Source organism: uncultured Gimesia sp., from assembly GCF_963976445.1.
GTDB lineage: Bacteria > Planctomycetota > Planctomycetia > Planctomycetales > Planctomycetaceae > Gimesia.
The window spans coordinates 154,394-168,384 of record NZ_CAXBKP010000006.1; the positions used below are offsets into that span (position 1 = coordinate 154,394).

The 13,991-nt window shown below is 50.9% G+C and carries 7 protein-coding genes; 4 read left to right on the top strand and 3 right to left on the bottom strand.

The window, feature by feature from the left end; genetic code table 11:
* Positions 1-74 precede the first annotated feature (74 nt).
* Positions 75-3,152 (top strand): sigma 54-interacting transcriptional regulator, encoded by a 3,078-nt coding sequence (locus AAC022_RS09020; protein WP_339730255.1) that lies wholly within the window; start codon positions 75-77, stop codon positions 3,150-3,152.
* Positions 3,153-3,882: 730 nt separating this feature from the next.
* On the top strand, positions 3,883-5,181 hold the full coding sequence (locus AAC022_RS09025; protein ID WP_339730256.1) for a polysaccharide pyruvyl transferase family protein: 1,299 nt from the start codon (positions 3,883-3,885) through the stop codon (positions 5,179-5,181).
* Between the two features lie 62 nt (positions 5,182-5,243).
* On the opposite strand, the gene AAC022_RS09030 is transcribed toward AAC022_RS09025, so the two are convergent.
* The 3 genes from AAC022_RS09030 to AAC022_RS09040 all read right to left on the bottom strand — a co-directional run bounded on the left by AAC022_RS09030 (position 5,244) and on the right by AAC022_RS09040 (position 11,570).
* Positions 5,244-6,518 (bottom strand): EDR1-related protein, encoded by a 1,275-nt coding sequence (locus AAC022_RS09030; protein WP_339730257.1) that lies wholly within the window; start codon positions 6,516-6,518, stop codon positions 5,244-5,246.
* A gap of 154 nt (positions 6,519-6,672) precedes the next feature.
* On the bottom strand, positions 6,673-7,677 hold the full coding sequence (locus AAC022_RS09035) for a hypothetical protein (protein WP_339730258.1): 1,005 nt from the start codon (positions 7,675-7,677) through the stop codon (positions 6,673-6,675).
* A gap of 56 nt (positions 7,678-7,733) precedes the next feature.
* A complete protein-coding gene (locus tag AAC022_RS09040; protein WP_339730259.1) occupies positions 7,734-11,570 on the bottom strand; it encodes a hypothetical protein in 3,837 nt (1,278 codons plus the stop codon).
* Positions 11,571-11,938: 368 nt separating this feature from the next.
* On the opposite strand from AAC022_RS09040, the gene AAC022_RS09045 reads away from it, so the two are divergent.
* Both AAC022_RS09045 and AAC022_RS09050 read left to right on the top strand, forming a co-directional pair.
* The gene (locus AAC022_RS09045) at positions 11,939-12,544 is read left to right on the top strand and encodes a nitroreductase family protein (protein ID WP_339730260.1); all 606 of its coding nucleotides are present in this window, start codon (positions 11,939-11,941) and stop codon (positions 12,542-12,544) included.
* Between the two features lie 90 nt (positions 12,545-12,634).
* Positions 12,635-13,924, top strand: a complete 1,290-nt coding sequence (locus tag AAC022_RS09050; protein ID WP_339730261.1) for an Nramp family divalent metal transporter — start codon at positions 12,635-12,637, stop codon at positions 13,922-13,924.
* Positions 13,925-13,991 lie beyond the last annotated feature (67 nt).

Sequence of the window (13,991 nt, forward strand, 5' to 3'; positions counted from 1 at the left end):
GCTGACTTGAGTCTTCAACACATAAAGAACCTTTTATTATCGGCAAAGCAAATCCTGCTTTAGGAATGCATTTTATGAAAAAGCAAGGGATCTTGGAACGGGCAGTCTTATTCACCTGTGGTATTCTTGCGATTATCTATAGTGTGATTGTTCTAGCATTTGTTACCACCAGCCCCGATCTCAGATTACGCGCGATGCTCGATAGTGTCGAAGCCCAACCGGGCCAATCCATTCCAGCTGGCATCGAAATCAAAGCCACTCCCGAGATTAAAAAGACGGGCTCGTTTCCAGCCCCCCAAACGGGAGACATCCTTACCAAAATTGGGGATTACCCCATTCGCACCTTTCACGATTTTTCGAAAGTGCTCAGTACGTTACGCAATGACAAGCTCCCACCTGGCAGCCAGTTACAACCCAATTCTGACCCTACGGAATTACCCGTCCCGAATATTGTCGAAATTCAGAATGACGGACGATATATCAAAATTGAGTATTGGAATATCGAGCAGCAAGCTGCGAAATCTGCCTGGATCCAAATTCAGTCCATCCCTTCTGGAGATGTCGCGATCTCTCTGCTTTGGTTTGCTCTGGAACTGGTAATCCTGGCTATTGGTGCATTCGCTTACTGGATGCGTCCTTTTGATCGGACGACACGCATCTTCTTCATGATGGGCATCATCACCCTCGTTGCATTTATCGGCGGTTACAACTGGTGGATTATTGCGGGCTCGCTGATGCTCAACATCCCCTTTGTGATCGCTGCAGTTCTCATCCCGGCAATCACATTGCACTTTTTTATTACTTACCCTCGCGTGATTCCCTGGCTGGCTCAATTTCCGGTGGGTTTGTTGCGAACCGTTTATTCAATCCCTGTTCTCACGACGATCGTGATCCTGGCGTGTCTGGCTTTCCTCCGCTGGACCTCTCAGATTGATCCCGGCCAGAAAGATCTGGCCCAGATTGAATATCCAGAACTGGTTTTCCAGGCAGTCAATGTTCTGCGTTGGACCGTTTATACCTATATCAGTGTTGCCGGTATCTATTATCTCATGACCCTGGCGGCACTCTTTTATGGATATTTCAAAAGCCAGAATGCCTACGAACGTAACCAATTGAAGTGGATCGCCCTTGCCGGTTTGGTCTCAACAGGCCCTGTAGGATATTCACTCTATATAGCAGAATTCGATCGCACGCAGTTTGCACTCGGTGGTGCCGGCATCCCCATGTTTCTGGCCAGCGTCTCTTTCATGGTCGCATTTGTCGTGGGCATCATTCGCTATCGATTAATGCTGATTGAACAGATCATCAGCCGCGGCATGCTCTTCTATGTCGTGAGTGCCGGCATTTCCATTGTCTACGCCACCGTGATCTCACTAGGATCGCTCGTAGGCACACAATTAAATCGTACTCCCAGCACCAATCAGGCCGTCTCTGTCTTTCTGGTGATGTTATTTGCGATTTCTCTCCTGCTCTGGTCACGAGATCGGATTCAAAGACTCATTGACCGGCGTTTCTTCCGTCAGAAATACCAACTCGATAAAGCCCTCAAACGAATGAACCGGGCAGTCGGCCGACTGGGAGACCAACGCTCTATCGCCGATCGCATGTTGACCTCCTGCCGCGAAGTTCTGCAGGTCAAAAGTGCCGCCCTTTATTTACTCAACCCTGACCGGAACCAGTTCGAACTGTTGACCGGCTTCCATATCGAAAACTCTCCTTCAGCAGTTCCCTGTAGTCCCGAGCTGCTCGAAGTCCTTGAAGGCGAGCTTGCCTTTCAACGCGTCGCGACCGGCCTGTTGAAAGAAGCATCACCCGCCCAGCAACTTCTGCGTCTGCTGGGGTTTGACTTCATCTATAACCTCGAACTGGATGGGGAATTTGCCGGCTTCGTAGCACTCGGCCAGCGCTCCGCAGCCAGCACCTATTCAGCGGAAGACCTGACGTTTTTGAACGCCATGGGACAGATCACCAGCATCGCCTTGCACAGCACGAAAATTCACCAGGACCTGAGACGCCTTAACGAAGAAATGCGCATCAAGGTCGAAAAAATTGACGACCAGCGCAGACTCGTTTCCATCCTGCAAGCCGAACTGACCAACTCACAGGAAATCTCTGAACATTCGAATCCACACGACTTTCAGCGCGGACTGATCAAAGGCAATAGCCCGGCAATCCGCGCGGTCATGGATACATTACGCAAAGTCGCGAACTCCGAATCCACAGTGCTGATCCGCGGTGAAAGCGGAACCGGGAAAGAACTCCTGGCACAAGCCGCCCATGAAAATAGTTCTCGACGCGAAAAACCACTCGTACGGGTCAACTGCGCTGCGCTCTCTCCCAGTCTGCTCGAAAGTGAACTGTTCGGCCATGTCAAAGGCGCTTTCACCGGTGCCCATGAAGACCGCATTGGTCGCTTCGAAATGGCGAACGGCGGCACGATATTCCTTGATGAAATCGGTGACATCTCGCTCGATACTCAAGTCAAACTCTTACGCGTTCTGCAGGAGCGTGCCTTTGAACGTGTCGGCGGTTCGAAAACATTACACGTCGACGTCCGCCTGATTACCGCCACACACCAGAACCTCGAACAGCGTATCACCGAAGGTCTGTTCCGCGAAGATTTGTACTATCGCCTCAACGTCATCAGTATCACGCTGCCTCCACTGCGCGAACGCCGTGAAGACATCTTCGAGCTGGCGTTTTACTTCCTTAAACGCACCGCGCATCGCCTCGGCAAACGGATTAGCCACATCGATCCTGATGCCATCGAAGTCCTCGAACGTGCCTCCTGGCCAGGTAATATCCGGCAGCTCGAAAACGTGATCGAACGCGCCGTTGTGCTTTCTGAAGAAGAAGTGATCACGCTCAAAGATCTCCCCGCCGATCTATTGGAAGTGAAAAAACGTCTCCCCACCCGTGTGATCGAAACCAAACCGGTTCTTCCTGAAACCGTCCGTCGGCTCCCTTTATCCAATGCCGAAGTGATCACATTTCCCGGCAGTCAAACGAATATTGACCAGCAACTTTCTGAACCCGAGCAACTCAAACTGGCGCTCGCCGAATGCGATGGCAACAAAGCACAAGCTGCCCGCATGCTGGGTATGCCTCGCAGCACCTATTACAGCAAACTGAAAAAATACGACATCAGTTGATATTGAATTCTCCTTTGTTTCGTTTCTTCAGTGAATCTAATTCAGAAACACGTTTTTCTGGTGATCAATTCGCTCTTGACTCCCAGCCACTTCTCACAAAAATGTGTTACCTGCGTCGCGCGCGTGAGTAAACCATTCTCGTTACTTGTCTGATTCCCCCCGGTGATGATCCCTGCACTATAAAACCCGCTGGTTTAAAACACATCTGCCCCTGACCTGTTTCTGAAGCTTTCTTTTGATCACCATTTTTCAAACCGTTTCGAATGACATTCATTGGGAGATCGTTGAATACCAACTGGCAATCATGGGCTGTTCAACTGCCCGAAACCGCTTGCCCTGCTCACGCCAATCTGCATCATAGACTCTCCTGACATTGAACCGCACCACGATCAAACACAAAGTCTGTTACAAGTCTCAGCCTGCCCAAGAAGAGCCGGATCAGAAAATCAACCATCCTCGCAACATGACAACGTATTCTATCACACCGGGCAGAACTCCCAGAGATGAAAATCCTTCAGTCATCTGAGATAGAGAGCTTGCTGAGACCAACCGTGCTCGAAAATAATGCACTTATCAATAGTTCAGATATCACAACCTGCCGAACATCAAAAAAACAATATTAAATAATTCAGAACCAATGTTTTCTGCTTCCATCGCCAGTTAAGATGAGGAGCATCGTTGATTTCAAAAGTCTGTTACTAAAGCTGACCCGCCCAGAGGAACCTCACCTGTGTCTCACCTGCCTGCTATCAGTCGTCGTCTCTGCTTAACTCTGCTCGCCACGCTGCCACTTTGGACAAGCTCGTTCACGCAGGCTGCTGAGCCCAAACAGAAAACCATTCTGATGCGGTCCGGCTGGCAAACCGTCAACATCGGCGACATCGGTCATACCCCCGGTACACTTCGTTATCTGGAAACCTATCTGCCCGACGTCAAGGTGATCCTCTGGCTGCATAAAACAACAGACGAAATCACAGCGATGCTGAAAACACGCTTTCCCAAAGTCGAGATCGTTCAAGGCAGACTGAACGCCCGCGGCAAAGCCAACAATCCCGAATTCCAGAAAGCGTTCGACGAAGCTGATCTGTTCCTCTACAACTCGGGCATGCACTTCAACCAGTTCTGGCCGCCGCCAATCTACATCATCGAAGCCTGCACTGTGACCAATAAACCCTTCTGTCTTTACGGCCAATCCTTCGATGGCTTCGCCCCCGAAGACGAAGAGAAGATGAGTGAGCTTCTTTCTCGCGCCGCCGCGATTTATACCCGCGATGTCGAATCGTTCTATTACCTGCGTAAGATCGGCGTGACGTCGCCTTCGCTCTCGTTTGGCCCCGACGGCTGTTTCGGCATCGACGTCCGTGATGAAGCAAAAGCCAACGCCTGGCTCAAAGCCCACGACCTCAAGCCCAAAGAATTCATCACCGTCACGCTTCGCAGCAACACACCCAAAATCGGCGCGAAAAAAAGCACCTCGATGAACCCTGCCAACCCCAGCAAAGAAGATCTCGCACAGAACGAACTCTGGACGAAAAAACTCCGGGCCATGATTACCGACTGGGTCCGCAAAACAAAAAAGAAAGTGCTGCTCGCTCCCGAAGTGAATAAAGAAATCATCCACGCCAAAACGATGATCCTCGACAAATTACCCGAAGACGTGAAGCCGTATGTCGTGAATCGCGATCCCTTCTGGAACGTCGACGAAGCTGCCTCGGTTTACGCACAGGCCATTGCCGTCGTTTCGATGGAACCGCACTCCTGCATCGTCGCTCTGGCAGCCGGCACTCCTACAATGCACCTGGCCAGTCCGCGTCATGGTCTCAAACGCTGGATGTTCCGTGATATCGGCCTCTCCGAGTGGCTGTTCGACATCGACGCCGACCCCGCCAACCAGTTCACACGGGCGCTGTTGAAAATCGATGCCAAACCAGAACTCGCACAATCCAAAGTCGATCGTGCCATGCACACCGTCAACACCCGCTCCCAAGAGATGATGGGCGAACTGAAACAGATCCTCGATCAGCAGTAAGAGAGCCGCCCTCTTTTACTGCTACTTCAACGAGAATCGCGGTCCTCATGCAGGGGCCGCGATTAAGGTTTCTGATCACTCGGTTCCTGTTTTCCATACCAAGGCTTATTGTCGACCGTCAGATAACGGCGACTGACTTCACTCCCTTCGGGAGTGAGCAGCTCGAAGCGCCGTTGCATGACATCGATCAAGATACGTCTGCCATCTTTCAGATGTAGTTCGTTCCAGGCATGCCCCTCTCTGCGCTGTGCATCACCATAATCCCCACGTACCAGCGCCACGTCGAGTCCTGCTTCATCCGCCAGGATTTTGAAGAGCAGGGCACGATGGCGGCAGACCCCGGCACCACAGATTCGAGAAACATCGCCGATCAACACCCCTTCGTTGCCATACTCCCTTGTCATCAGAAAGACGGCCTTCTGCGTGAAGAAATCATTTTTCTCAAGCGTCATATTCTGGTCGATATACTTTGCCAGGCGAGACGCTCGCTTGGATGGCTCCAGTTCCTTAATTTCATCAGACCCTGCAAATTCCAGATATTTTCTAAGCGTCTCATCTCGGCTACGGTCCACGATCAGCAATTCACGCCTGGATCGAGCGTGCCCCTCTGCATCGAATTGCATGCCCCGGCCGCCGTCAAAATAACCGTCCACGATTTTTAATTTCGGGGCGACGTAATGTTGGCTGTAATAAGCAACGGTGGCCGGTTTCGCCTTTGGAGTCAAAGTCGGCCGCAACTCTATTTCGTCTTGATAGCTGCGTAATACCAAATCCAGAAAGAGATCCGTACTCCGTGGATTCGCCTGATGCACTTCCACCGCGATCACATTCGTCCCGGAGACCAAATTGTCTGCACTGACAGTAAAACGTTGATAGATCCGTTCCACAACTCTGCCAAGCGCTTCGATTGCGGTCGTTTCAGCCGTCACTTGGCCGGCCGGAAGATTGTTGCGAATGATTTCTTTTCCATTCAGATAGACAACAATCCCATCGTCACTGCGAATCAACAGCACGAGCTTCTTTAGCTTAGTGGCATCTTCAATTTGAAAGGCACGCCGGAAGTAAGTCGTGATCTGTTTTTTCTGCGAATCATCTCCAAAGCGGACGGTTGTATTTAAACCGGTATCGCCATATCCAAGAGGCGCCGGTCCTGTAGGCCATTTCGCATCCTCAAAAGTGGGCTGCACCCAATCAAGCGGTAATGCCTTGCCATTATCCTGATATTTCCACTCAGACTGCTTGCCAAAATTGATCAAAGTGGTTTCGGCTACGGCTTGCGAAATCGGCTGAAAGAAGCCAATCAGCAAAAGCAGGCCTATGAATTGAATTCGACGCATATTGATGTATCTGTTCTTTTTGTGAGCGGCACGGCGCGAGCCGCCGTTTTTGTGTTGGGGTTGCTGTTTCAAAAACGGTGGCTCGCGCCATTCCGCTCATGAATTGTGTGATGCAAAGTAATATAAATAATACTGGGCTGTTTAAAATACTGTCTCACTTCGTGTTCTGCCTGAGATCAACGACGATGGTATTTTCAGGTGCCCCGATCAGAAATATATTGGCATCGACTGGTTCGTTAATCGCATCCCAATTCAATTTCAGATCTCTTGTGCGTTTACTTCCACTGCTACTTCTACTAACCGAAGTAGGAACCCACACACCAGAGATTTGATCCCATTCTACTCTTACATCGGAAAAGGGATGTTTCGGCTGTTTAATTTCCTGCGGATAGATCCAGAGTGTGTGAGACTTCAACGTGCAACCCTGTTGTTCGTTGAACAGCAAATCATTGATAATGATACACGGACGATTGTTCACAGAAGAGTGCGCTTTGATTTTGACGCGTGTCAGACCGCTGGCCTTGTCTGTGGAAAAATCAATGGTCTCGTTCGAATTTGCATCCTGCCGTTTCCGCAGTATTTTGTACCAGAGACCGTAAGGTTCATCTGGAATCTTGCCGCCGGAATAAATTTTTGAAAAACCCGCGCTGAGAGGATACCAATAGATGGCGTAGGAAGGGAGCTTTGCATCCAGATCCCAGATATTAATGTGTTTAGGTCGAGTGTTGGGCTCGCTGTTGGAGCACCAGGTCGTGATCCCATCCGGGGCGAAAAGACACTTGCAGTTGATTTTGTTATATCCACCGAAATTGGAGGCAACCCATTTTTGAAAGCCCAATTCATAATCAAAATCACCTTGCAGTTGGAAGCTTCTTCGAAACTGTTTTTCTATTGTCTCACCAGATTCGGAACGAGAATTCATTAAAAGAACCTCGTCTCCCTTGATCGTCACTCTTCCAGATTTTAACCGGTCGCGTTCCGATTTCCACTTGTTGAGCAGCTTGTGCCAGCGGTCACCATCTGCTTTTTTTGTAATTGTTGCTGATTGCGGTTTTGTTGCCTGCAATACATCTTCGTCCGGCTCAGAGGCTGGTACAGGGATTGGAAACAAGACCAGGATTAAAGTCAGAATGATGAATTTCTGCACGTCATATTTCATCTGATTACGTTCCTCAAATTGTGAGTGCGTTTTATCTCATCGGGATCTGTTATTTTTCACAAACCCTGTTTGCGTTTGAGCCGTTCCAGGCGTTTCTCTTCGCGGCGTTTGTCTCGTTCTTTTTTGCGTTCCTCGCGCTCTTTCTGGATGCGTTCCATTTCTTCTGGAGTGCGTTCGGGGAACAGGCCCTGCAGTTGTTCGCCGAAGCCGCTGCCGAGTACGGCGTCGAGTGCATTCACGCCCATCTGTTTGGCGTAGTTACCAACTTTGCTCATATCGACCTTGGGTTTCTTCAAGGTGCCGCCAATGGGCAGTCGCAGCGGGCGACCAATGAGCGATTTGAGTACTGGTTGGTCTTTGTCTTCTGAAAGCATATTCGTAAAACTGACTTCAGCGATCAGGTCGAGCGATTCATCGAGACCGACCGAACCGGTGGTGCGGACCGTGATACCTTTCATCTGTACTTCGAACGGACTGTGATAGACGCGACCTTCAATCATATGGTAATGAACGGCTTGATTTTCCACCTGCAAAAACACGGAATCCGCGTCGATCAGTCTGCCCGTTCGGTTGATATTGACGATGGCAAGTACCTGATTGATTTTATCTGACAGTGCGTCAAACAGAGGCCCCGGTTTCACGCGAGTTGACTTCACAGTCAGCGTGCCTTTTGCTTCTCCCAGCTTGGGTTCATCAAGGGGTATGATGGCGAATTCCTGACCCAGCGAAAACTGTCCCTGAATATTCGTGCTGTTGGCAAGCATCGGAGCCACAAAACGGAGCGAGTTGCGCGTCATTTCGGGAGTGAATTCAAAGTTCTCAATCACCGTTCCTTTCTCGAAGACCAGCGCCGCCGGTTTCACATCGAGCCGGATGATGGGGGCCAGTCTCAAGCGACCGCCACTCACCTGTAGATCGAGGGGAGAAATATGAATCTGCCCGTCTTTGATGTGGGCTTCGATATTTGTTTTTCCACTGGTGAGACCGCGAATGTTGGCTTTTTCCCAGCCGATGCCGGCATCTCCCTTGAGGGCCAGATAACGGTCGGTCGGCGTAAACAGAGGCCGCGTGTCGGGGAGTAACGGTCGTGGCTGTACGTTAAGCACCTCTTCCTGCATCCGTTCCGCATGCGCGGTTCCCATCGGCCCAGTTAAGCTGAACGGTCGGGTTTCCCTACCGACGATGTCAACGTCGGGGCCCAGCTTGCTGCGTAACAGCGGCGTCAGGTTTTCCCAATCGTATGTTACTTCGCCCGCCAGACGGACATCTCGGGTAGTGCTGAAATCGCGGATTTCCCCATTCGCGCTCAGATCCAACATTTCGGAATGAATCGACATGCGGTTTAACGTCAGCGTGTCGGATTTCAAATCCTGCAGTGTATCGCCCTCGATACGAATTTCCGGCTCCTGCCAACTGATGGCCCAGCCGGGATTGCGTTGGCTGGCGACCGTCTGCTTCTGTGGATCTGCTGTCTGCTTGAGGGGAGCCTCAATCGCGAAATCGGCAATCGTGGTCCGCCAGGTTGCCATGCGGGTCGAATCGGTCACAATCACGTTAGCCTGGCCGGTGACCAGACCATAGTATTTTTGCTCTGGTGGCTCAGCCGGGTTTTGAAACCAGCGAGTGAACTGATGCAGGTCGCATTTATAGGAGAGGGAGCCGATGAGTGATGTTGTATGGATGTCATCGTGGGGTAGTTGAACTTCCAGTTTTTCCCCGTTCAAGACCAGGGCGCTACCCCGATAGGTAAACTCGGATGCTTTCAACGTTTTATGTAACTGATCCCAACTGCCGGCGGTTTTAATTTCGGCCCGTGGTTCATCGATCCAGAGTGTCGGCGTGAAGACTCGCACCTTGGTCAGGTTGATCGTGGTGTTTTCATGCGCGATATATTGATCACCAAACGAAACCGAAGAGGCGAATTGCACATCGCCCGTCAATTGCAAATCCTGTTTAGAAAGCGGTCGCACCCGATCGGCCCAGGAAGCAAGTTTCCCCTTCAGTTGAATTTTGAAAGGCAGCAATTGCTGTTTTACGAAGTCGTCTCGTTTTCGATTGACGGTGGTTGGTTGTTCGAGTTTCGCCTGAAACGCATCTTCGCCGGCGACCAGAGTGACGATGAAGCGATCGACGTGGATCTGTTTTTCGTCCGATTCGCCCGCGCCTTCAACGGTCAGTTTGAGTGAGGGTTCCTGCCAGCCTCGTCGGTCGGGAAGCGCCAGTTGCAGGTTTTCAAATTGCAGAAACGAAAGGGTCTCCCACTTTTGATCAGTCATGTCAAAACTGATTTCACCATCCATCTTGCCTTTGAGGGCGATTTCCTGCAGGTCAACAAACTGTTCCAGGCGGTTGGAAAGTTGGTCCAGGTTTGCTTCCAGATGAATCGTTAAGTGATCGGCATTGCCGTTGCCGGTGAGTTTGAGAAAGTCGGACGTGCAGCGCAAGGATTGTATATCAAACGAATTCGAAGTGCGTGCGATCTGCATCAATAGCGAGACCGGCTGCTTCCAGCGGATTTCACGTCCCCCGTTGCGGCCCGTCAGGTCGGATGTTTTCAGTCCCACGAGCCAGACGGTATCCTGCCCCTGGGGCTGTTCCGGTTTCTCTGGATCATAGTTGGAAACCTGGAAATCGACGGTGCCCTCGGTGATTTGCATACCAGGTTTTAAGTGGATGGTTTCGGGAAGCTGCCGTGCGGCTTCTGCCAGATTCAGATTGCCGGACAGCTTCAACCGGGAGTTGAGTAAGCCGGCCAGCTTTTCGCGTTTGCTATCGTCGGTCAGGTCGTCCCAGTTGAGATTTCCCTGGAGCGCCAATTGACCAAATTGCGATTGCAGGCGCGCGTCTTTGAAGTACAGCACACCATTGGCAGCCATCACATCGATATTTCCCTGCGCCGATTCGCTTTGAATTTGATCGCCGCCGATCCACTCGGGAGCAGCGAACTGAAAGGGAGTCGCTTCCCAGTTGCCTTTGACGGCGAAACGGGGCGACTCTTTCGAGCCCGACCATTTGATTTCCATTTCCGAATTGGAAATACCATTCAGATGGGCACCCGGCGAGAGCGCACTGACAAGCGGTGTTAACTGATCGAGGTCAAAGAACTCCGTTTTGAATTTGAGCGTGCCCGAGCGTGATGCATCCGGTTGCTTGGAATTGACGAGACTCACCGCGAATGCGATCTGGGCAGGGTCGATCTGTTCGCCTTTTTCCGTCGTTGGTTGCTTCCAACTACCTTTGACCAGAATCGGTTCGGTCCGTTGTTCGGGGCGGGTCACGGTAATTGCCATGCCGGTGAGATACGGAGTTTCTTCCTCATCACCATTCACGACACACAGATCAAGATCGGACAGATGCAGAGTCAACGATTGCTGGGTGCCAGTTTTGGGAGCGGTTTCTTCTTCTTTTCCCGGCTCCCCTTCCGGATGTTCTTTGGTCCCCTTTTTCAGAATCGCCGTCAAGAAGTCTCGATTGGCGAGCCCGTGTTCGTTCACATAAGTCAGCGTGGTGATGCCGTCCACGTTGATATCGCCAACGTGTTTGCGATCTGTAGCAAGCTCCCAGAGCGTTTTCTTTGTGGCGATTTGATCAATGCGGACAAGGTCCCGGCCTTCAAAGTCTTTGAACGCGATATTTTGAAAGACAACCGGTTGGCTCCAGCTCAGCGAGGTCGCGCCGGTAGTGATTTCTCCCGGGTAGCGTTTGAGAACCAGCGGCAGAATCGAATTTTTGATCCCGGTGTTGGAGATAATCAGCGGTGCCAACCAAAGCAGCACGCACAGTCCAATACACAAGACAAAGAAAATGCGGCCCGAGGATCCACGTTGCTTTTCCTGGTTTTTTGAAGAGGTCTTTTTTTTCGTCGTCTGATTCGTGGTATCTGGCTGGGACATATCCGATCCTGTGTTTGATTCCCTTGTGCAGGATCAACCCGAAGCGGGTTGACGTAGCGTGTTCCGAGACGTTCAGGTCCGGTTTCTTGAACCTTGGGACGCTACGATTGGGTTGAATGCGGTCTGGTAATATTCATCCCTGAATAACGTTCGGCAGCCCACACAGATAACTATATGGGGATTTTTAAGCAGCGACAATGTAGGTTCCGCAAAGAATCTTGTTTCAGGCAGCGGAAAATCCACTAAAACCACCGAATTCCCGCCCGTGATTTTCGGCAGAGAGTATGATTCACGTCGTTTTCTGCCTATGATGGCTATGGTTTTCAAGCGAACGTTTCCCGAGTGTCAGTCAAGAAAAGTGAAAGACAATGGATACCTTAAAGGCAATTGAAGAAAGACGTTCGGTCAAATCATATGATCCCGAACATCGGATGACCGAAGATGAAATTAATAAACTGCTCTCCTATACGTTGCTCTCGCCGACCGCGTTTAATATTCAGCATTGGCGGTTCCTGGTGGTACAAGATCCCGAGTTACGACAAAAAATCCGGGAGGCGTCCTGGAATCAGGCACAGGTGACCGACGCCTCGCTGCTGGTGATAATTTGTGCGGACTTGAAGTCATGGCAAAAAGATCCGGGCCGCTATTGGCAGCATGCTCCCGAGCCAGTGCAGCAGGCACTCGTGCCGATGATTTTGAACTATTATAAAGACAATACAGAAGCCGAGCGGGACGAAGCGTTGCGGTCCTGCGGAATGGCGGCGCAAACTATGATGCTCGTCGCGAAAGAGATGGGCTACGATACCTGCCCGATGGATGGTTTCGATTTCGAAAAGGTGGGAGAATTGATCAACCTGCCCGAAGATTATCTGATTTCGATGTTTATCGTCGTGGGGAAAGCAGTTCGCCCGGCCAATGAACGGGCGGGGCAGTTGCCGCTGGAAGAAGTCGTGATTTACGACCGATTTGAATAAAATTTCCCGGTGAAGCCTCAATTTCGAGGCCCGTTTTGTTAAGATGCAGCCCATTACTTTCTTTTCTTTAGAAATTACGGTGTATCAACAATGAACGACCAGCAACCGCCTTCCAATCCGTTTATGCGCATTCTCAGCAGTCTCGGTCCCGCAATTATTACCGCGTCTGTGGTGCTGGGGCCGGGCAGTATTTTGTCTGCGTCAAAAATTGGACACACCTATGCGTATCAGATGATCTGGGTGCTTGTGATTGCGGTTATCATGATGATTGCGATGACGGCGTTGTCGGCACGGCTGGGGATTCAACTAAAAGGGACGATTTGCGATGAACTGGCGGAGCGGGCCGGTCGACCGATCGCCGCGGCCACGGGAATCATTCTGTTTTTGATCGCCGCCTGTTTTCAATTCAGTAACAACCTGGGCGTGCTGGCGGCGGTGGAACCGTTCATTGACGCGGACAGCAATATCTCCCTTTATATCATCTTGGGAATGAATGCCTTTATCATTTTGGCGTTGTACGGATTCAAGCATCTGTATGGTCTGATTGAAAAACTGATGAAGTTGTTGGTCGGCGTGATGATGGTCGCGTTTGCCATCAACTTGTTTCAGGTTAGGCCAGACTGGGTGGCAGCGATCTCCGGTTTCATTCCCTCTATCCCGAATCTGGATTCCAGTACAACCAGCATGAAAGAAGTAATGACGCCGATCGTGGCGCTCTATGCGACAACCTTCTCGGTGGCAGGTGCCTTTTATCAATCGTACCTGGTCCGACAAAAAGGCTGGACGAGAGCGAATCTGAAGCAGGGACTGATCGATTCAACCCTGGGGATCAGCATACTGGGACTAATCACGATGATGGTATTGATCACGGCTGCCAAAGTTCTGTATCAGAATCCGGATATTACCACATTGAGTTCCGTATCTGACGTGGCGAAGAGTCTGGAGCCAGCGTTCGGAAAATCGGCGATGATCATCTTCTCGCTGGGAATCTTCGCGGGTGCCTTCAGTTCGTTTCTGGTGAATGCGATGATTGGCGGTTCGATTCTGGCCGACGGTTTTGGGTTGGGCGGTTACATCGATCTAAAGTGGCCGAAGCTGTTCACAGTACTTGCACTACTGGTGGGAATGGGGGTTGCCATTTACACGAAATCCATGGGCGTCAAGCCGATGGGACTGATCATTTTCGCACAATCACTAACGGTATTAGGCATCCCCATGCTGGCGATCGCCATGCTCTGGCTCGCCACCCGACCCGACATGAAAGGCGAAAATGCAATTCCGGCCTGGATGAAAATCCTGGGGTTCATCGGCCTGATCTCTTCCATCCTGCTGGCGATCAGAACCGCTTATAATCTGATCGCGCCGTTGATTAACGGGTAAGTGCAACCAACTTGGTACTAATTTTGGTAGCGGAAAGTTTGGGACTTGGGTAGTTCCTCATTCTCGA